Below are 19,980 nucleotides of genomic sequence, written 5' to 3'. Positions count from 1 at the left end.
GGGCGTTGTCCGCACGGTTCGAGGCTCTTGATTGTCATATGCCCATGCCGATGTTTCGCCTCCTCAAAGGCTGATTTTGCCGGCATCTTCTGCAAGCTGACGCTTACTTCGAGCAGTCGCTCCACACTCCCTCCGGCCGACGGCAGCCACGCGCGGCCTACCCGCAACGCTTAGGTCCGCGGGCTCTCGAATACCGGATTGCCTCGATAGTGTGTTGAGCAATCGTACCCACATCTGCCTTGGCACCCATCTCTGACGCCACTTCCACCTCCGATACCACTCAGGACACTCATGACCACCATCGCCCCTCCCGCCGCCGACCCGATCACCTCACCCAAGCGGCGCAGCCGTTTCGCTCTCGCCGCACTCGCGGCCGGCTCCCTCATCCTCCTCGCCGGCTGCACCGGATCGGCACAGGCCGATGACGACGCCACGCCCCAGAACGGCGGAACACTCAAGGTCGCCTACGACGTCGACCCGACCTGCCTCGATGGACAGCAGGCCGGTCAGAACGTCACCCTCAATATCACTCGCCAGATCACGGACTCCCTGACCGACCAGGATCCGAAGACCGGTGAGATCAAGCCCTGGCTCGCGAAATCGTGGGATGTCTCCGATGATGCGAAGACCTTCACCTTCCACCTGCGTGACGGCGTGAAGTTCCAGGACGGCACGGACTTCACCTCCGCCTCGGTGAAGGAGAACTTCGACGCGATCAAGGAACTCGGGGCCAAGGCCACGATCGGTCAGTCCTACATCGACGGGCTCACGTCGATCACGACTCCCGACGCCCAGACCGTGACGTTCGACTTCGACAAGTCCAATGCCCAGTTCCTCCAGGCGACCTCGACGATGAACCTCGGCTTCTACTCGTCGAAGACCCTCAAACAGACACCAGAACAGCGCTGCACCGGGGACAACCTCGTCGGCACCGGCGCCTTCTCCCTCGACTCCGTCGTCCACAACAAGGCCATCACTCTGAAGCGCAACGACGACTACGACTGGGCCTCCTCCCTGGCCGCGCACGACGGTCCCGCCTACCTCGATGGGATCGAATTCTCCATCGTCCCCGAGGCCTCCGTACGCAACGGATCCCTGCTGTCCGGGCAGGTCGACGTCGACACCTCCGTCCAATCCCAGGACGAGAAGACACTCGACGCGCAGGGCCTGACCATCGTCTCCCGCCCGAACCCGGGGGTCGTGTACAACCTCGTCCCCAAGGTCACCAGCAAGATCGCAGGGGATAAGGCCGTGCGCAAGGCCCTGGTCAAAGGCATCGACCGGGAGCAGCTGACAACGGTCATCTCCGATCATCAGGCCCCGGCCACCTCGGTGTTGGCGAAATCGACCCCACAGTACGAAGACCTCTCCGACCTGCTCGCCTACGACCCGGCCGGAGCGAAGAAGCTGCTCGACGACGCCGGCTGGAAGGAAGGCGCCGACGGCATCCGCGCCAAGGACGGGAAGAAGCTGACGACCACGCTGACCTATTGGCAGGACGCCCCGTTCCTCGAACTCGTCCAGCAGCAGCTGCGCGAGATCGGCTTCGACCTGCAGCTGGAGAAGAAGACGATCGCCGAGGTCACCGCCGTCCAAGCCGAAGGAAACGAGGACTTCACCTTCGGAAACCTGACCCGATCTGATGCCGACATCCTGCGCAACTACTTCGGCGCCGACGAACAGAACTCGAACTCGCGCAAGCCCGGCGAGGTCGACAAGGTGTTCGCCGACACCACCGAAACGCTCGACGAAGACAAGCGGCAGGCCGACTTCACGAAGGCCACGAAGCTCATCCTCGACGAAGGATATTCGATCCCGATCGTCGAACTCACCGGCATCGTCGGCACCGGCACGAACGTCCACGACTTCGCCTTCGAAGCATCGTCCCGCTACCAGCTCCACGACACCTGGCTGGACGGTGAGCAGTGATGAACCTGCGCTACCTCGCCTCCCGCCTGGCCCAAGGCCTGCTCGTCCTGTGGATCGCGTTCACCTTGAGCTTCTTCCTCCTCTATTGGCTGCCCGGCGATCCGGTCATCACGATGCTCGGCGCCGCGGGAGAACCCCAGAACGTCGACCCCGCCGAGGTGGCCCGGCTGAGAGCCGAATTCCACCTCGACCGGCCGCTCATCGTCCAGTACCTCATCGCGCTCGGTGCTCTGCTCCGCTTCGACCTCGGCACTTCGATCCAGGCCGGAACCCCCGTCACCGAGGCGATCGCCGCCGCCCTGCCCTCGACGCTCGCACTCGCCGCGTTGGCCTTGGGCATGGCACTGATCGTCGGGACCGTCATCGCCGTGACAGCGACCCTGACCCGCAGGCCCTGGCTGCGCGACACCCTGGCCGCTCTGCCGGGTCTCGGCGTCGCCCTGCCGACCTTCTGGGTCGGACTCATGCTGCTGCAGGTCTTCTCCTTCCGCATCCCGCTCTTCCCCGCGGTGGGCACCGGCACCCCGGCCGCCATCGTGCTGCCGGCCGTGACCCTGTCGATCCCGCTGTCGGCGATCATCGCCCAGGTCCTGTTCCGGTCGCTGCAGAACGCGTGGATCCAACCCTTCGTCACGACCTTCACCGCCTCGGGCTACACCCGCCTGCGACTGCTGCTGCGCCAGGCCCTGCCCGTGGCGCTGCTGCCGGCCCTGACGATGGGCGGGGTTCTCTTCGGCCAGGCGCTGGCCGGGTCCGTCGTCGTTGAGAACGTGTTCTCCCGGCAGGGCCTCGGTCGCCTCGCGCAGACCGCTGTGACCGGGCAGGACATTCCGCTCGTCCAAGGCATCGTCCTCTTCGCCGCGGCAGTGTTCGTCCTCGTCAACCTCATCACCGATCTCACCTACCCGCTGCTCGACCCGCGGCTGCGCGCCGCACGCCGGAAGGTCGAATCGACAGATGGGAACACCCTCGCCGAGGCGGTCGGCCGTGAGGACGGAGCCGCCGTTGCCAGCCCGGCTCCGTCGACGGCAGCGACCACACCAGGGGGATCGGCGGCAACGGAGACCGAAACCGGAGGAGTGCGCGCATGAGCCTGGCTACCGAACTGCAGAAGAACGCCCAGACTGTCCCAGCCGAGTCCAGCGCGAACCGCATCCACGACGACCGCGTCACCGGCGAGAGTCGCGGCCCCAACTCCGGCGAGGACCGCGCTCCCGGCGGACTCCGTCGCCTCACTTCGGCGGTGGGAGCCTTGAGGATCGGGATCGTCGAGGTCATCGCGATCATCGTCCTCGGCCTCGCGGCACTCGCCGCCCTCTGGCCCACCCTGCTCACCGGCGTCGACCCGCTCACCGGCAACCCAGCCGACCGGCTGCTGCCGCCCGGCGCCGAGCACATCTTCGGCACCGACCAGCTCGGCCGGGACGTCTTCGCCCGCACCGTCCACGGTTCGGCGCAGACGCTGGCGGCCAGCCTCGCCGCGGTCCTCATCGGGGTCGGAGCGGGAGTCCTCATCGGTCTGCTCTCCGGATTCTTCACCGGGGCCGTCGATGCGATCTTCATGCGCACCGTCGACGTCCTCCAGGCCGTGCCCGGTCTGCTGCTGTCGATGGCCGTGATCACCGCGCTGGGCTTCGGCACCCTCAACGTCGCCGTGGCCGTCGGCGTCGCGGCATTGCCCTCGTTCGCTCGCCTCACCCGCGCCGAGGTGATCCGGTGGCGGTCGACCGAATTCGTCCGTGCCGCCCGCGCCGACGGACTCTCCGCCGCAGCGGTCCTCGCCCGACACATCCTTCCGCAGGTCAGGGGCCCGGTCGGGGCGCTGCTCGCTCTCGAGTTCGGGTCCGCGGTGCTCGCCGTCTCTGCCTTGAGCTTCCTCGGCTTCGGCGCCCCGCCGCCGCAGCCCGAATGGGGACTGCTCGTCTCCGAGGGGCGTGACTTCCTCGCCGCCGCCTGGTGGATGACGACATTCCCCGGACTCGTCGTCGCCGCCGTCGTGCTTGCCGCGAATCGACTCTCCCATGCCGTCAACTCCGAGAAGGAATTCCGATGATCAACACCGATCTCCTCGCCTGGCCCTCGGCCGGTGCCGGCACCGAACTCCTCGACGACGACCGCGTCGAGTCGACCGACGACGAAACCCGCACCGCGACGACCGCCGCCACCTCCAAGCGCCCGCCCCAGGGTCCACACGTCCTCGAGGTCGCCGGCCTGAACGTGACCTACCCCGGAGCGAGCGCCCCGGCCATCACCGACATCGACCTCACCCTGGCCCCCGGTGACACGCTCGCCATCGTCGGAGAGTCCGGGTCCGGGAAGTCGACGACAGCCGCCGCGCTGACCGGACTCCTCCCGGCCGGGACGCGGGTCGATGCGAGAACGCAGAGCCACCTCGGCGAGGATCTCATCGGGGCGAAGCCGCGCACGTGGCAGCGGATCCTCGGCACAGGGATCGCATACGTGCCGCAGGATGCAGGCACCGGGCTCAACCCGGTGCGCACGATCGCCTCCGCCCTTGCCGAGACCTTGAGCGTCAACGGCTATGCGAAACCGCAGATCAGAGCCCGTATCGCCGAGGTGCTCTCCGCCGTCGGACTCGACCCTGAGACCCACGGGCGACGGTATCCGCACGAACTCTCCGGCGGACAGCGCCAGCGTGTCCTCATCGCCAATGCGATCGCCGCGCGGCCCGCGCTCATCATCGCTGACGAGCCCACCTCGGCACTCGACGCCACCGTCGCCAAGCAGGTCCTCGACGTGCTCAGCGGCCTCGTCGCCGAATCGCAGACCGCGCTCGTGCTCATCACCCACGACCTCGGCGTCGCGAAGGAACGCGCGGACGAACTCATCGTCATGCAGGCAGGCCGCATCGTCGAGACCGGACCCACCGGCCGTGTCCTCGCCCATCCCGAGCACCCGTACACGCAGGGACTGCTCGCTGCGGCCCCGCACCTCGGGTGGGGTCGGCTGAGCCCGAGCCCGGGAATCGCTCCCGCGAGCGACACCGGCACCGAGGTGGTCACGGCCGATTCCGCCACCACGACAGATACCGTCCACACCGCCACCGAGGTGGTCCTGGCGGGTCGGGCGATCGTGCGGAACTTCGGCGGGGACCGGCCCGCCGTCGACGGGCTCGACATCTCACTGCGGGCCGGGTCGACTGTAGGAATCGTCGGCGAATCCGGGTCGGGGAAGACCACCTCGGCGAGGATCCTGCTCGGTGCCGACCGTGCGGATTCCGGCGAGATCACCCTCCACGGCACGGCCCTGACCGACTACCGCCGGAAGGACCTCGGGCGACGCATCCGGTACGTGCACCAGGACTCGACGGCCGCGCTCGACCCGCACTACACGGTCGAGCGGATCCTCACCGAACCCCTGCGCGGGCACCACATCGGCACCCGCGCCGATCGACCGATGAGGGTGCGGGAGCTGCTCGACTCCGTCGCCCTCGACCACTCGCTGCTGAGACGTACGCCGCGGGAGCTCTCGGGAGGACAGCGGCAGCGGCTCGCGATCGCGCGGGCGCTCGCCGTGGATCCCGAGGTGATCATCCTCGACGAACCCGTCTCGGCGCTCGACGTCGGCGTGCAGGCGCAGATCCTGCAGCTGCTCGTCGACCTGCAGGCCCGCCTCGGCGTCGCCTACCTCTTCATCTCCCACGACCTGGCCGTCATCGAACAGATCGCCGACGAGGTGATCGTGATGAAGGACGGTCGCGTCGTCGAATCCGGGCCGACCGCCCGCGTGCTGCACGAAAGCCGCGACGACTACACACGGGCACTCATCGACGCGGTGCCCTGCTTCGACGACTCGGCCGTGCGGATCACCGGCGGCCGCGTCGGCACGACCGACGAGGTGCCCGCCGCCCCCACCGACCACCTCACCGACCCGACCCTGACAGGAGCGCACCATGCCTGACCTGCACAGCACCGACAAACGGCACAGCACGAACAACCCCGCCACCCACATCCCCGGCCAACCGCGGCAGGTCCACCTCGCCGCCCACTTCCCGGGCGTGAACAACACGACCGTGTGGTCCGACCCGGCCTCGGGCAGCCACATCGAATTCGACTCCTTCTCCCACCTCGCCAAGACCGCCGAGGCGGGACTCTTCGACTTCTTCTTCCTCGCCGAAGGCCTGCGTCTGCGCGAACACCAGGGTCAGATCTTCGACCTCGACGTCGTCGGCCGCCCGAACACCACCGCCGTGCTCTCCGCGCTCGCCGCCGTGACCAAGCACATCGGCCTGGCCGGAACACTGAGCTCGACCTTCAACGAACCCTTCGACATCGCCCGCCGACTCGCGACCATCGACCACCTCTCGAACGGTCGCGCCGCATGGAACGTCGTCACCACCTCCAACGCCTTCACCGGCGCGAACTTCCGCCGCGGCGGCTACCTCGACTACTCCGACCGCTACCGCCGCGCCGAGGACTTCATCGACGTCGCCCGGAGACTCTGGGACACCGCAGCCGGAGACGGGTCGTTCACCCATGACAGTGACTTCTTCGACATCTCCGGCCGCTTCCCCACCGGCGCCCTGCCCGGCGGGCACCCCGTCGTCTTCCAGGCCGGGGACTCCGACTCCGGCCGCGACTTCGCCGTCGGCTCGGCCGATGTCGTCTTCACCCGCCACTCCGACCCCGAATCCGGCCGGAGGTTCTACGCGGACGTGAAGTCCCGCCTCGCCCGCTACGGCCGGACCGAGGACTCCCTGAAGATCTACCCCGGTGTCTCCATCATCCTCGGCGACACCCCCGCCGAGGCGGTCGAACGCTCCCGTGAAGTCGCCGCCCAGCAGGTCAGCGAGGCCGGCGCCATCGCGTTCCTCGAACGCGTGTGGGACCGCGACCTCTCCGCCTTCGACCCGAACGGCCCCCTGCCCGACGTCCCGCCGGCAGCGGAGTCGATCTCGCAGGGACGGGTCAAACACATCAAGGACGCGGAATCCACGATCGCATCCTGGCGGCAGATCGCCGAGGCCGAGAACCTCACTGCTCGCGAACTCGTCATCAAGGTCTCGACCCGCCATTCCTACGTCGGCACCCCGGCCCAGGTCGCGACCGACCTCGCCGAAGCGGTCCGCACCAGGGCCGCCGACGGCTTCATTCTCGTCCCCCACCTCACCCCGGGCGGACTCGACGAGGTGGTCGCGAAGGTCGTGCCCGAACTCCAGGAACTCGGCGTCTATCGCACCGAATACCCCGACGGGTCCCTGCGGGAGAACATCGGACTGCCCGCGGCCCGACCGGCCGCGGACTGGGCGGAGAGCCGCGAACGTGCCCGCGACGTCGAAACCGGCAGCGCCGACATCGGAGGCGGCGGCAGCACCGACACTCCGGCCCGCGAACTCAAGGAGGTGGGCTGACATGCCGCGCGTCGTCCTGCTCTCGGCCAGCCCTTCGGAGGGGTCGAAGACCGAGGCGCTGCTCGAGTTCATCGCCCGTCGCCTCGGCCAGTACGGCCACCGCACGGAGTTCATCAAACTCCGTCACCTGCCCGCCGGACCGCTGCTCGCCGGGGACACGAACGACGGCCTCATCGCCTCGGCGAAGGCCACCGTCGCCGCCGCCGACGCCGTGGTCGTCGGATCCCCGGTCTTCAAGGCCACCTACACGGGCCTGCTCAAGGTCTTCATCGACCTGCTGCCGATGGACGCCCTGCACGGCAAACCCGTGCTGCCGCTGCTCACCGGAGGATCCCCCGCCCACGTCCTCGCCCTCGACTACGGCCTCAAACCGCTGCTGGCCACGCTCGGGGCGAGCTCGATCGGCCGCGGACGCTTCGTCATCTCGAGCAACATCCTCCCGGCCACGGACACGACCCCGCCGAGCATCGACGAATCCGTCGAACGCGACGTCATCGACGCCATCGACCAGTTCGACTCGGAGCTGACCGTCCGCGCCCGGTCCTGCACCCACGCCGAGGCGGCCGCCGCCGAATCCCTCATCACCGCCCCGATCACGACCGACAGGAACCCCTCATGAGCGTTATCATCGCCACCACTCTGACCCCCGACCCGACCACCGGCCCGGCGACCGCGAAGACCCTCGACGGCCATGCGGACTTCGCCCTCGTGACCGATGACTTCACCGGATTCGACGCAATCGAGTACGCCTCCTGGCTGGGACCGCTGACCGGTCGCCTGGGAATCGTCCCCGAGGTCCGCACCACCCACCTCGAACCCTTCCACCTGGCCACTGCCTCGGCGACGCTCGACTTTACGGCCCGGGCTCGTGCGGGACTGGCCGTGGGAATCTCGACCACCCCCGCCGAGGCGGACCTCTTCGGTCGCCGTGACCCGGCCCCGGCCAATGCGGCCTGGGCCGAGGCCGCATCCGTCATCGACGTCATCCGCCGCCTCTGGGATTCGTGGGACGACGATGCGATCATCCGCGACCGGGCCACCGACCGCTACATCGACCGCGACCGCCTCCACTACATCGAGACGCAGCTGCAGGACTCGACCGGTTCCGACTACTCCGTGCTCGGCCCCTCGATCACGCCGCGACCGCCGCAGGGCCATCCGCCGATCATCGTCCGCGCCGAAGCCGGCAACGAGGCGGCCCGTGCCGCAGCCGACGTCGTCCTCGTCGACGAGGCGCCCGGCAGCATCTCGCTCGAGGACCTGCGCACCGAACTCGACCCCGGGGTGCCGGTGCTCACCGTCCTGCCGGCACCGACGACCCGCGCCGAGGTGGCCGAGCTCATCGGATCCGTGCGCATCCTCACCGGACGCGGCGCCGCGGGGGTGCTGCTGAGCGCGTCCGCTGAGAACCAGCTCGACTTCAGCGTCCGCCTCGTCTCCGAGATCCTCCCCGCCCTGCACGCGGCCGGGCTGCGCGAGACCCCGGAAGCCGCCGCGGCACGTCACGGCGGCGCCGAGCCGAGCGACCTGCGCACCCGCCTCGGCCTCGCCCCGGCAGTGAGCCTCTATGCCGATGTCGATGCGTGAGCGGCCGGAGTCGATGGATCATACGTCCGGCGGTCATACGTCGTTGACGCCTGAGACGGGGCGACACCGCGCCGACCTCACGTTCATCGGCGCCGGCCCGAAGACCCTGGGCATCCTGCTCGCGATCGCAGCGACCGCGGACGCCGGGTCGGGGCTGCGCATCCACCTGATCGAACCGTTCCCGCCGGGGGCCGGGCGGATCTGGCGGACCGAACAGTCGCCGCACCTGTGGATGAACTCGCGCACCGAGGACATCACGATCTTCCCCGACGAGCCCTGCCGTCTCGAACGTCCCGGCATCACCGGCCCGACCCTGCACGAATGGATCCACGGACCCGGCCGGGACCGGCTCGCCGCCGCCGGGCTCGGCGAGGAGGCGGCCGCGCTCGACTCCCAATCGTTTGCCAGCAGGCGGGTCCAGGGTCACTATCTGGCCGCGGCCTTCGAGACCGCTCTGACCCGTCTCGACGCCGAGGTGCACATCCACCGCACCCGCGCCGAGGCGGTCCGTCGTGGCGAAGACGGCCGCGGTTTCGCGGTCACGACCGCGACCGGAACGGTCATCGACACCCGTGTCCTCGTCTCGGCGCAGGGGCACCTCGACATGCACCCGGCCGTCGACGACACGGACCTCGCCGCCCGCGCAACAGGCTCGGCGGGCACCGGACTGTACTATCAGGGTCCCGGGTACACCGCCGACCTCGACTTCAGCGGCATCCCCGCCGGCGCCGAGGTGCTCACTCGCGGCTTCGGGCTCGCGTTCCTCGACTTCATGGTCATGGTCACCGAGGGCCGCGGCGGCCGGTTCGACTCCGCGAGTGAGGGCCTCGTCTACCGGCCGTCGGGGCGCGAACCCGTGCTGTGGGTCGGGTCCTCACGCGGCATCTCCTACAGCCCGAAGCTCGGCTACAGTCGAGCCGACGTGCCCGGCGCCCCTGCCGTCGAACTGCGCTACCTCACACAGGACCGCCTCGGCACCGGGACAAGTCACCTCATCGATTTCACCACGGTGCTCGGGCCGCTGTTCGAACTCGAACTCACCTACGCCCATTACGCCCACGTGCTGTGGAAGCGGAGAATCGAAGCGCCCGAACTGCTCGAGCGCATCGACGACGCTGCGAAGCGGGTGCTCGCGGGAAGCCCACCGACCGACGGCGAGCGGGAAGACGGCACTCGGGCAGGATTCGAGACCATCGCCGCCGTGGCACGACAGAATCTCGTAGCGCAGCACCGGGCGGACGTCGCGGCCATCGCCGACTCGGCGCGGCAGGCCATCGAGGATCCGGCGGACCTGTTCGACCTGACCGCGCTCGATCGTCCCCTGGAGAACCTGCGCTGCGCGGACCATGCCAGCGCCGAGGCCGGGGTGCGTCGTCACATCGAGGATCATCTGCGCCGCAGCGCCGATGCCCAATTCTCCGCGGACCTCGCGGTGTTCGACGCCCTGGTCAAGTCCTACGTCTCAATCCGCATGCTCGTGCGGGCCGGCCGGATCAGCCACAGCGATCGCACGGAATTCGTCGAAGGCAGTTTCCATTCGCTGTTCTCCTATATCGGCAGCGGACCACCACCGATCAGGGTCAAGCAGATCCTCGCCCTCCACGAGGCGGGACTCGTCCGCTTTCTCGGTCCAGGACTGCGCGTCGTGGCCGGCGCGACCGGGTTCACGGCCCGGTCCACGGCCCATCCGGAGGCGAAGACCTTCACCCACTTCGTCGATGCGCGATTGGCCAGGCAGAGTGCGGAGAAGGCCGCCGATCCGGCCCTCGAATCACTTCGCTCGGCCGGAGCACTGCTCCTCGAGGACACTGCTCATGCGAAGCTGTGCACGGACGAGTCGGGCCATGCGCTCGATGCCGACGGGGCCGCGCAGTCGGATCTGTTCCTGATCGGCCCAGCGGTCTCCGGATCGACGGCCGAGGCCTTCACCCGTCCGCACACGGGTGCGCCGGTGTTCGCGGACAACGAGCGCATCGCCTCGGCGATTCTCGACTCCGTGTCGGCAGGATCCGACCGTCGGGAGCTCCTCGCCGGGTGACCGACCGAGACCGGGCGACGGTAGGGCCACGGTCGCACGGGACGGGAAGCCGCCTCGGCGAGGGTCGACGACCCTTCGTGTCGAAAAATGACGATGATCAACGACATATGACATGCAGTGACAGTGCGCGTCACGGGGCGCGCACGCACGGCTGTCGGCGGATCACACTGATGGTCACCGCGGAAGCAGCGGTGACCATCAGTGAAGGAAGGATCCGCCGTGAGTTCATTTGTCACCGAACCCACCACGCCCGCCGGAATCTCGACCCGATCGGTGCACTCGGGAGCCATGCCCGAGGCGCACACCGGTTCGGTTGTGGCCCCGATCTTCCAGACCTCGACCTTCATGATGGACACCCCGGGCGACACCCGCGCAGGCTTCGACTACGCGCGCACGGGCACCCCGAACCGCAGCGACCTCGAAGAGGCGCTGTGCGAACTCGAGAATGCGACATTCGCGGCCGCGGTCAACTCGGGCACGTCCGCCGAGGCGGCGGTGTTCTCCGCGCTGTTGGGACCCGGCGATGAGATCATCATTCCCCGCGACGTCTACGGCGGCACGTACCGTCTGCTGAAGAACGAGTACGAACGGTGGGGCGTGGGCGTCCGCACCGTCGACCTCACCGATACGGCAGCACTGGCGGCCGCGATCAGCGAGAAGACCGCGATCGTGTGGGTCGAGACACCGAGCAATCCCGGCCTCGACATCGTCGACATCGCCGAGACCGCCCGACTCGCGCACGAAGCGAACGCGCTGCTGGCCGTCGATTCGACGTTCGCCACCCCTATCCTGCAGCGTCCGCTCGACCTCGGCGCCGACCTCGTCATCCATTCGACGACGAAGTTCATCAACGGCCACTCCGACGTCATCGGCGGTGCCGTGCTCGCCGGTGACGGCGCCACGTGTGCCCGCGCCGCCGAGGTGGTCGAGCGTCTCGAGAGCCACCTGGCCTCGGTGAGCCTGGGGATCTCCCCGTTCGACGCGTGGCTGACCCGGCGCGGGATCAAGACTCTGCCGGTGCGGATGAAGGCCCACTGCGAGAACGCGCAGGCCGTGGCCGAATGGCTCGAGACCCGCGACGAGATTGCCGAGGTGCTCTACCCCGGACTGCCCTCGCACCCGGGCCATGAGGTCGCGAAGGCGCAGATGAACGGGTTCGGGGGAGTGGTCTCCCTGCGCACCGACACCGAGGAGCGTGCGCTGGCGCTGGTGAAGAGCACGAAGCTGATCACGCTGGCCGAGTCACTCGGCGGAGTCGAGTCCCTCATCGACCACCCGGCGACGATGACGCACCTGGCCGTCGCCGACTGCGAACTGAGCATCGACGCGGCATTCATCCGCTTGTCCGTCGGTATCGAGGACATCGACGACATCCTCGCCGACCTCGCACAGGCCCTCGACGCGACGGCGGGCGCTGTCGGTGGCGGTGCGGCTTCGGCCGACGGGGCCGCTGCCGACGATGCCGATTCAGCAGACGGCTCGGATCGAGAGGCACCGGCAGCGACTCGTCCTACCGTTGCAGTGGTGTGATGAGGCGGTAACGGCGCAAATAGCCGGCGCCGGTATGTTGCGTCGCTACCGGTGTTGGATGGTGGGCGGTATTCACGCCGCGGCAGTGGGGACGGTCACTGCCGTGGGGAAAACCCGATGCGGGGTCGGAGGTCTTCGTGCTGTTGGCCGCGACGTCACTCCCGTAGCGTTATTGCTATGAGTGAGAAGACCCCCGAGAACCCGCAGGATCAGGAGCCGCATGGCACCGATCCGGTGGAGCCTCAGCCCCCCGACACCGAGGCGGCCCCCAGCGCCGGTGAACGCGAAGAATCCATCAGCGCCGAGGCGATCGTCAACGCCCCGCCGACATCTGAGATCGATGAACCTGCGGCCAGTCAGGCCGGAGAGTTCCGGACCAAGCCTCTCGATCTCGACGTGCCGTTCGCCACCGGTGCGACTCGTCAGTACCCGCAGCAGCCGCAGGGGTACGAACAGCCGCAGAACCCCCAGCAGCCGACCAGGCAATACGCTCAGGCTCCGATGGCCCACCTCGCACCGCCGAACTACGCGGCGGCACCCAGCCACTCCGGTCCTCGCACCTACCCCTCAACCCCGGCCTCTTACAGCCCCGCCGGACAGCAGCCCCACCAGCCCGGCCAACCCCCGCAACCCGGTCTGCCGCAGCAACCCCAGCAGCCGCGTCAGCCCCAACAGCCCAGGCAACCCCAGCAACCGCGCCAACCCCAGCCACCGCGCCAGGGGCAGCCTCCGATGCCACCCCCACGGCCACCTCGGCGAGGGAAGCAGCGCACCGAACCGGTCGCCTACGCACCGGTCACCGGCTCACTGCCGCTGACCCGGGACGACGTCACCGAGATCCCCGCCGACGGTCCCATCACGTGGCCCAAGCGCCCGACCGGATTCATCGGGGTCGCGAACCTCGTCCTCTCGGCCGTGCTCGCGGTGATCTGGGCATGGATCCCCCTCGGACTGCTGTTCACCGGCTTCGGCGGAATCTTCGCCCTCGGCCTCGGCGTGCTCGCACTGCTCGTGTGGGTCCTCGTCCAGCAGGGCGCGAACATCGTCGAACGCTACCGCGCCGAACTCATCTACGGCGATAAGATCCCCGTCCCGAAGATCGAAAGCAGCAACCGCGAACCCGGCTTCGGCCGGTTCCTCCACACCCGCTGGCTGCAGGTGAAATCCGGGGCCTTCTGGCGCTCGACCGCCCATCACTACATCAAGATGCTGGTCGGCGCGATCATCGTCGGCGGTACGCTCGCCGGCATCTGCGGAGCGCTGTTCGGCATCTTCTCCGCCATCAACCCCGACGGAGTCAACGCCTTCTTCATCGGCGAATCCATCGAAGGACCGGCCCGCCTCGGCGTCGCCATCGGCTCGGTCATCGTACTCGCCAGCTCCCTGGCGATCCTGTGGTTCGCCCCGCTCCTCGACCGTGCCCTCGACCGGGCACTGCTGGCCCCGGCCCGTACCGTGGCCCTCCAAGCCGAAGTGACCGAACTCGACCGGGCACGCATGGCCGGCATCGAGGCAGCTGCCGCCGAACGTCTGCGCATCGAACGCGACCTCCACGACGGAGCCCAGCCCCGCCTCGTCGCACTGACCATGGCCCTGGGAATGGCGAAGTCGAAGATCGACACCGACCCCGAACGCGCCAAGGAACTCGTCTCCGAAGCCCATACCGAGGCCAAGGGCATCGTCAACGAACTGCGTCAGCTCGCCCGCGGCATCCACCCGGCGGTGCTCACCGACCGCGGACTCGATGCTGCAGTCTCCGCGCTCGCCGGACGCTCGACGATCCCCGTCGACGTCGATGTCCGCCTCGAAGGGCGGATCGGGCGGGAAGCCGAAGCCGTGTCCTACTTCGTCGTCGCCGAATGCCTGACGAACATCGCCAAGCACTCCGGGGCCACCAAGGCCAACGTGTTCATCGCCCCGATCGACACCGGCGTGCAGATCGTCGTCACCGACAACGGACATGGCGGAGCCCGCGTCGACCGGAGCGGACGGCATACAGGAATCGCCGGTCTCATCGACCGCGTCGAAGCCGCTCGTGGCACACTGAATCTGACCAGCCCCGCAGGTGGGCCGACAACCATAGTTGTGGAGGTGCCATGCGCATCGTAATCGCTGAAGACTCTGCCGTCCTGCGGGCCGGACTCGAACGACTCCTCGCCGACGCCGGACACGAGGTCATCGCCGCCGTCCCCGACGCCAACGAACTGCTGGCCGTCGTCCACAACGATCCGCCGGATCTGGCCGTCATCGACGTGCGCATGCCACCGACGTTCACCGACGAAGGCATCCGCGCCGCCGTCCTCATCCGCAAGCAGAACCCCGACGTCAAGGTCCTCGTGTTCAGCCAGTACGTCGAGGAACAGTACGCCTCCGAACTCATCGCCGAGAACACCGGCGGGTTCGGCTACCTCCTCAAGGACCGGGTCGCCGACGTCGAGGACTTCCTCGCAGCCGTCGACGAGGTGGCATCCGGAGGAACCGTCCTCGATCCCGAGGTCGTCTCGCAGATCCTCGTGCGCACCCGGAAGAAGGACGGGCTGTCGACCCTGAGCCCACGCGAAGTCGAAGTCCTCCAGCTCATGGCCGAAGGCAAGTCCAACGCCGCGATCGCCCGCACCCTCTACCTCAGCGCCGGAGCCGTTGAGAAGCACATCAGCTCGGTCTTCACGAAGTTCGGCCTCACTGCCGACACTTCGGACAACCGACGCGTCCTCGCCGTCCTCACATTCCTCGGAGCCTAGAATGCCTGCCACAGTTCGCATCAGCGAATCTGCCCGACTCGGTCTGCGCACGGTGTTGATCATCCTCGCCGCCATCGTCCTCCTCATCCCCGTGATCGTCACCGCCGCCCACGGTGCCTCCCGACTGCACTACGGCAAGCTCGAATCCTCGCAGGCGCTGCCGGAGACGATGAAAGAGCTCAAGGTCGGCCTGTCCATGGGCGCGTCCGTCGACATCAGGACCGACGACGACGCGGACCCCACCGTCGAGCTCCGCGCCACCGGCCCCCGCGACGCTGTTCCGGACCTCACGGTCGACTCACGCGGTGGCGTCGCCGAGGTGGGTCTGGACGATGAGAAGAAGCTCGAGAACACCCGGATCACCGTCACCGTCCCCACCGAGGTGGCCCGCGACCTCAAGCTCGGCCTCGACAGCAACTACGGCACCTTCGACGTCGACGGCGACTTCGCCGAGATCAGCGCCGACACCGATGGTGGGGCTTTGACCGTCAGCGGCTCGGCCGACCGGATCCGCACCTCGACCGACTGGGGTGCGACCTCGCTCGAAGGAACCTTCGGGACCGTCGAGGCGAAGACCGGAGTCGGGGCCATCGACGGCGAGGACCTCACCGTCACCGACCACCTCGATGCGGTCACCTCGACGGGCACACTCGATCTCGCCTTCACCGACGAGGCGATCCCATCCGGCGGCATCAGCGCGAAGACCGAGGAAGGACCGATCGAGCTGCGGCTGCCGAACCTCAAGCTCGCGAACGAAAAGGGCGACGAGGACTTCGTCTACCGGATCAATGCGAAGTCGACCGACGGATCCGTCGACCTGGCCTCGGATCTGAAGAAATACGATGTGTCCGAGGACCCGAAGGACGACGAGGACGAGACGCTGGTGCCGATCTCGGCCACAGCCGACACTGGTACAGTCACGGTCAACCAGAACTGAGAAGCGAGAAGCGACCGGCGCACGGGCGGGCTCATCATGGGTCCGCCCGTGCGGCGTCTGAGAGGTCGGCCATGCAGATCACCGTGTACGGAGCCACCGGAACGTTCGGCGCGCGCCTCGTCGACCAGCTGCGCGAGCGCGGACACACGGTCATCGCAGCCCATCGCGGAAGCGGAGTCGACACGTACAACGGCAATGGCGTCGCCGAGGCGGCCGAAGGCAGCGATGTCCTCGTCGACTGCGTCAACCGGATGACGATGAAAGGGCGCCAAGCCGTCGACTTCTTCTCCCACAGCTCCCGATCGATCGCTCTCGCCGCGGCCGAACAGCCCGGCACCTCCGTAGCCTGCCTGTCGATCGCCTTCCGCCCCGAGGTCGGAGAATCGAAGCTGCTCGGCTACTACCAGGGCAAAGCGGTGCAGGAACGCATCTACCGGCGAATCGTCCCCGAAGAGCGGCTGCTGATCTTCCGTTCGGCCCAATGGTTCGAACTCGTCGACGCGATGACAATCAGTGCCGGCCCGCTGTGCTTCGTCCCGAAGGTGCGCGTGCAGGCCCTGGCCGCCGCGGAGGCCGCGCGAATGATGGCCGAAGCCATCGACGTCGGCGAGACCGGCACCATCGAGGTCGCCGGCCCCGAGATCAGTGACTTCGCGACGATCGCACGCCGACTCAACGCGCATCGGGCTAAGGCAACCGGGACGAAATCACCGCAGGTCATCGGCATCCCACTGCCCGGTCCGGCGTCCCGCGACGGACTCATCCCACCATCGCCGAGGCTCTCCGACGTCACCCTCGACGATTGGCTCCGTACGTACTGAGTCAGTCCCACGTGCCGGCATATGCGGCCTGTACGGTACATACTTTCCCGTCGTCTTTCTCTCCCTATCTTGCACTGACTCCAAAATGTCCGATATTTCGGACGAAATCGATGTGATCTGGAAGACACGCTCTCGTCGCGTGGACTAGCGTCTTCTCAGCATGGTCACGCACGCGTCGGCCATCCGGAACTCAGCCCGCTCCGGGAAGGAAGACGATGTCGTCGCACGAGCATTTGACCCTGACCACCCTCATCCGGTTCGCCGAAGAGGGCGGCACCCTGCCATTCACCGACACGACGGCGATGACAGCCGCCCACGACTTCGCTGTGGAAGCGGTCGACACCGTTCCGATCTACGGCCGCTCGACCGGGGTCGGTGCGAACAAGTCCGTCGACCTCGCTGAGAGCAACTCGATCGACCAGGACCTCCGACTGCTGCGCAGCCACGCCGTGGGGGCCGGCGACCTCGTCGACGACGAGACGGTGCGCATGGCCATGGCCATCCGGGTGAACCAGCTGCTGCAAGGTGGGTCCGGCATCTCGGCCGATGTCGTCGACGCCCTGCGGACCCACCTCGACGAGGGACACCGACCGGTCATCCACGAGGTAGGATCCCTCGGCACCGGAGACCTGTCGCAGATGGCTGAACTCGCCCTCACCCTCACCGGCGAGAAGCCGACCGCTGACGGCACCGCCCGCGCCCTGTGGACTCCGCACGGCGGCGATGCGCTGCCGTTCATCTCGAGCAATGCCTTCACCCTGGCCACTGCGGCGCGCGCGGTCGCCGAGGTGGACCGCTTCATCGATCACTGCGTGCGCATCGCGGCGGCCTCCATGAAGGTCGCCGGAGCCAACCTCGAACCCTTCGCCGCGGCCGTCCAGACCGCACGCCCCGAACCCGGGCAGAAGGAGGCGGCGACACGCATCCTCGACGCCATCGGCCCCAGCTCCTGGGAAGCCCGCCGGCTCCAGGACACCTTCGGTTTCCGCGCGATCACCCCCGTCCTGTCCACCCTGCTCACCGCACGATCGCGGCTGGCCGAGGCCGTCGAGACCGAGATGAACGCGAGCCCGGAGAACCCGCTCGTCGACGTCGACTCCGCGTGGATCTACCACAACGGAAACTTCCACACCCAGCAGCTGATGATCGAACTCGAGGCCACCACGCTCGCCCTCTTCGGTGTCGCCCAGCTCTCCTACGACCGCACGACGCGCCTGTCCGAACCCGACATCACCGGGCTCGAGCCCTTCCTCTCCGACTCCACCCCCGGCAGCAGCGGGATCATGATGGCCGAGTACGTGACCGCCTCGGCGCTCAACGAACTGCGCATCCAAGCCCAACCGGCTTCGCTGTCCAACGTCGTGGTCTCCCGGGGATCGGAAGACCACGCCCCGTTCACGGCCCAAGCCGCCCGCCAGCTGCTCACCGGCCTCGAACAGGCGCGCAGAGTCCTCGCCGTCGAACTCCTTGGTGCCTCCCGCGGAGTGGCGATGGCCGAAGCCGAACGCACTGAAATCTCGGGCACCAACGCGGGCCCGACCGCCTCGGCGCCGTTCCTGGACTACCTCGCCCTCGCCCCGATCGATCCGACGATCACCGACCGCTCACTCTCCGACGACATCGCTGCACTCGAACGGTTCGTCGCCACCGACCTTAAGACCCTCCGTTCGAAGGACATGGCATCATGACTGCATCCTCCAAGCCCACGGCCATCGACGATGTGCCGTTCGGGCGGTTCCACGCTCGCATCACCGCGATGACCTTCGGCGCGAACTTCTCCGACGGCTACGCGCTCGGGATCATCGGGGCCCTCCTGCCCGTGCTCGGCACACAATGGGGGTTGAACGGCGTCGAATCCGGACTGCTCGGTGCCTCGGCGCTCATCGGCCTCTTCTTCGGCAGCGTCATCCTCGGACGCGTGAGCGACCGGATCGGGCGGCAGAAGGTCTACGTGCTCAACTTCCTGCTCATCGCCGTCGCATCCGTCCTCCAGCTGTGGGCCCCGGAGATTTGGACTCTGTTCGCCCTGCGCGTGCTCATCGGCTTCGGCCTTGGCGCCGACTACGCCGTCGGCCCGACCCTGCTCTCCGAATTCGCGCCGAGGCGGCATCGCGGGATGATGCTCGCCTCGCTGACCGTGATGTGGACGGTCGGCTATGTCGCGGCCAATGTGCTCGGCGTCTACCTCGTCGGCGACGGTGACTCGTGGCGTTGGCTGCTCGCCTCCGGTGCGATCCCCGCTCTCATCGTGCTCATCGTCCGCATCGGAGCCCCCGAGTCCCCGGCATGGCTGATCAGCAAGGGTCGCATCGACGAGGCGAAGGCGATCGTGCGCAAATACATCGGCATCGAGATCACCCCCGAGCAGTTCCCAGCCGTGGCCACCGAGGAGGTCAGCGCCGAGGACTTCAAGGAGCTGTTCGGACCCAGGATGCGACGCAAGACCTGGTTCGGCGTGATCTTCTACAGCGCTTTGGTGCTGCCGTATTTCGCGATCTACACGTTCGTGCCGACGATCTTCACCAGCCTCGAGGTCGAAGACGAGGATCTCCAGTACCTGATCCTCAACCTGTTCCTGCTCGCCGGCGGTATCGCCGGGCTGTGGCTCGTGCAGAAGTTCCGCAGGCGTCCGGCGACATTCTGGTCATTCGTCGTCCTCACGGTCTCGCTGGTGCTCCTCGGCGTGTTCTCCGGAGCGAACCTCATCCTGTTGATGATCCCGTTCGCGATCTACACGTTCGTCATGTCCGCGGCCTCGAACCTCACCCAGGTCTACCCGCCCGAACTCTTCCCCACGAGTCTGCGCGCCTCCGGCGTCGGACTGCTCAACGGGCTCAGCCGCATCGCCTCGGCGGTGGGCACCTTCGTCCTCCCGATCATGCTCGAAGGCTGGGGGATCGCGGTGTCGATGTACGTCCTCGCCGCGGTGCTGGCCGTCGGTGCGGTGTTCACGTGGCTGTGGGCACCGGAGACCGCGAAGGATCACATCGTCTGACTCCGACGTCACCCTCGACGATTGGCTCCGT

General features: G+C 67.8%; 15 protein-coding genes. All 15 read left to right on the top strand.

The genetic code is table 11. From position 1 onward, the window contains the following. Positions 1–291: 291 nt before the first annotated feature. The 15 genes from J9314_RS17115 (at position 292) to J9314_RS17045 (ending at position 19,949) form a co-directional block, all read left to right on the top strand. Complete coding sequence (locus J9314_RS17115; RefSeq protein WP_210603476.1) at positions 292–1,929, top strand: ABC transporter substrate-binding protein; 1,638 nt, start codon at positions 292–294, stop codon at positions 1,927–1,929. Further along, positions 1,929–3,020 (top strand): ABC transporter permease, encoded by a 1,092-nt coding sequence (locus J9314_RS17110; protein ID WP_210603475.1) that lies wholly within the window; start codon positions 1,929–1,931, stop codon positions 3,018–3,020. Before J9314_RS17115 ends, J9314_RS17110 begins: the two co-directional genes overlap by 1 nt. Beyond that, positions 3,017–3,982 carry an ABC transporter permease gene (locus J9314_RS17105; RefSeq protein ID WP_210603474.1) on the top strand — a complete coding sequence of 322 codons (966 nt, stop codon included), beginning with the start codon at positions 3,017–3,019 and terminating at the stop codon, positions 3,980–3,982. Before J9314_RS17110 ends, J9314_RS17105 begins: the two co-directional genes overlap by 4 nt. After that, positions 3,979–5,850, top strand: a complete 1,872-nt coding sequence (locus tag J9314_RS17100) for a dipeptide ABC transporter ATP-binding protein (protein ID WP_210603473.1) — start codon at positions 3,979–3,981, stop codon at positions 5,848–5,850. The genes J9314_RS17105 and J9314_RS17100 overlap by 4 nt, the downstream gene beginning before the upstream one ends. Beyond that, the gene (locus J9314_RS17095) at positions 5,843–7,300 is read left to right on the top strand and encodes an LLM class flavin-dependent oxidoreductase (RefSeq protein ID WP_210603472.1); all 1,458 of its coding nucleotides are present in this window, start codon (positions 5,843–5,845) and stop codon (positions 7,298–7,300) included. The genes J9314_RS17100 and J9314_RS17095 overlap by 8 nt, the downstream gene beginning before the upstream one ends. Before the next feature lies 1 nt (position 7,301). Then, positions 7,302–7,919 carry an NADPH-dependent FMN reductase gene (gene ssuE, locus J9314_RS17090; RefSeq protein ID WP_210603471.1) on the top strand — a complete coding sequence of 206 codons (618 nt, stop codon included), beginning with the start codon at positions 7,302–7,304 and terminating at the stop codon, positions 7,917–7,919. After that, positions 7,916–8,887, top strand: coding sequence for an LLM class flavin-dependent oxidoreductase (locus J9314_RS17085; protein WP_210603470.1), 972 nt, complete (start codon positions 7,916–7,918; stop codon positions 8,885–8,887). Before ssuE ends, J9314_RS17085 begins: the two co-directional genes overlap by 4 nt. A 13-nt stretch (positions 8,888–8,900) precedes the next feature. After that, entirely contained in the window at positions 8,901–10,925 is a 2,025-nt protein-coding gene (locus J9314_RS17080; RefSeq protein ID WP_210603469.1) for an FAD/NAD(P)-binding protein, read from the top strand. A 219-nt stretch (positions 10,926–11,144) separates the two neighbouring features. After that, positions 11,145–12,455 (top strand): trans-sulfuration enzyme family protein, encoded by a 1,311-nt coding sequence (locus J9314_RS17075; RefSeq protein WP_281412346.1) that lies wholly within the window; start codon positions 11,145–11,147, stop codon positions 12,453–12,455. A gap of 177 nt (positions 12,456–12,632) precedes the next feature. Continuing rightward, positions 12,633–14,564, top strand: a complete 1,932-nt coding sequence (locus tag J9314_RS17070; protein WP_210603468.1) for a sensor histidine kinase — start codon at positions 12,633–12,635, stop codon at positions 14,562–14,564. After that, positions 14,552–15,196, top strand: coding sequence for a response regulator transcription factor (locus tag J9314_RS17065; protein WP_135810463.1), 645 nt, complete (start codon positions 14,552–14,554; stop codon positions 15,194–15,196). Before J9314_RS17070 ends, J9314_RS17065 begins: the two co-directional genes overlap by 13 nt. A 1-nt stretch (position 15,197) precedes the next feature. Further along, the gene (locus tag J9314_RS17060; RefSeq protein ID WP_210603467.1) at positions 15,198–16,133 is read left to right on the top strand and encodes a DUF4097 family beta strand repeat-containing protein; all 936 of its coding nucleotides are present in this window, start codon (positions 15,198–15,200) and stop codon (positions 16,131–16,133) included. A gap of 71 nt (positions 16,134–16,204) precedes the next feature. Next, a complete protein-coding gene (locus J9314_RS17055) occupies positions 16,205–16,954 on the top strand; it encodes an SDR family oxidoreductase (protein WP_210603466.1) in 750 nt (249 codons plus the stop codon). 215 nt (positions 16,955–17,169) lie between these two features. Continuing rightward, positions 17,170–18,642, top strand: a complete 1,473-nt coding sequence (locus J9314_RS17050) for an aromatic amino acid ammonia-lyase (RefSeq protein ID WP_210603465.1) — start codon at positions 17,170–17,172, stop codon at positions 18,640–18,642. Continuing rightward, entirely contained in the window at positions 18,639–19,949 is a 1,311-nt protein-coding gene (locus tag J9314_RS17045) for an MFS transporter (RefSeq protein WP_210603464.1), read from the top strand. Before J9314_RS17050 ends, J9314_RS17045 begins: the two co-directional genes overlap by 4 nt. The last annotated feature ends 31 nt before the right edge of the window (positions 19,950–19,980 follow it).

Source organism: Brevibacterium oceani (assembly GCF_017948325.1).
GTDB classification, from domain to species: Bacteria; Actinomycetota; Actinomycetes; order Actinomycetales; family Brevibacteriaceae; genus Brevibacterium; species Brevibacterium oceani.
This window is presented reverse-complemented; position numbering and strand designations above follow the sequence as displayed.

Bases quoted from the DNA above. Each gene is read 5' to 3' on its own strand.
- J9314_RS17105 (WP_210603474.1), top strand. From the start codon at position 3,017: ATGAGCCTGGCTACCGAACTGCAGAAGAACGCCCAGACTGTCCCAGCC.
- J9314_RS17095 (WP_210603472.1), top strand. From the start codon at position 5,843: ATGCCTGACCTGCACAGCACCGACAAACGGCACAGCACGAACAACCCC.
- J9314_RS17070 (WP_210603468.1), top strand. From the start codon at position 12,633: ATGAGTGAGAAGACCCCCGAGAACCCGCAGGATCAGGAGCCGCATGGC.
- J9314_RS17060 (WP_210603467.1), top strand. From the start codon at position 15,198: ATGCCTGCCACAGTTCGCATCAGCGAATCTGCCCGACTCGGTCTGCGC.
- J9314_RS17100 (WP_210603473.1), top strand. From the start codon at position 3,979: ATGATCAACACCGATCTCCTCGCCTGGCCCTCGGCCGGTGCCGGCACC.
- J9314_RS17050 (WP_210603465.1), top strand. From the start codon at position 17,170: ATGTCGTCGCACGAGCATTTGACCCTGACCACCCTCATCCGGTTCGCC.
- J9314_RS17065 (WP_135810463.1), top strand. From the start codon at position 14,552: ATGCGCATCGTAATCGCTGAAGACTCTGCCGTCCTGCGGGCCGGACTC.
- J9314_RS17045 (WP_210603464.1), top strand. From the start codon at position 18,639: ATGACTGCATCCTCCAAGCCCACGGCCATCGACGATGTGCCGTTCGGG.
- ssuE (WP_210603471.1), top strand. From the start codon at position 7,302: ATGCCGCGCGTCGTCCTGCTCTCGGCCAGCCCTTCGGAGGGGTCGAAG.
- J9314_RS17085 (WP_210603470.1), top strand. From the start codon at position 7,916: ATGAGCGTTATCATCGCCACCACTCTGACCCCCGACCCGACCACCGGC.
- J9314_RS17055 (WP_210603466.1), top strand. From the start codon at position 16,205: ATGCAGATCACCGTGTACGGAGCCACCGGAACGTTCGGCGCGCGCCTC.
- J9314_RS17115 (WP_210603476.1), top strand. From the start codon at position 292: ATGACCACCATCGCCCCTCCCGCCGCCGACCCGATCACCTCACCCAAG.
- J9314_RS17110 (WP_210603475.1), top strand. From the start codon at position 1,929: ATGAACCTGCGCTACCTCGCCTCCCGCCTGGCCCAAGGCCTGCTCGTC.
- J9314_RS17080 (WP_210603469.1), top strand. From the start codon at position 8,901: ATGGATCATACGTCCGGCGGTCATACGTCGTTGACGCCTGAGACGGGG.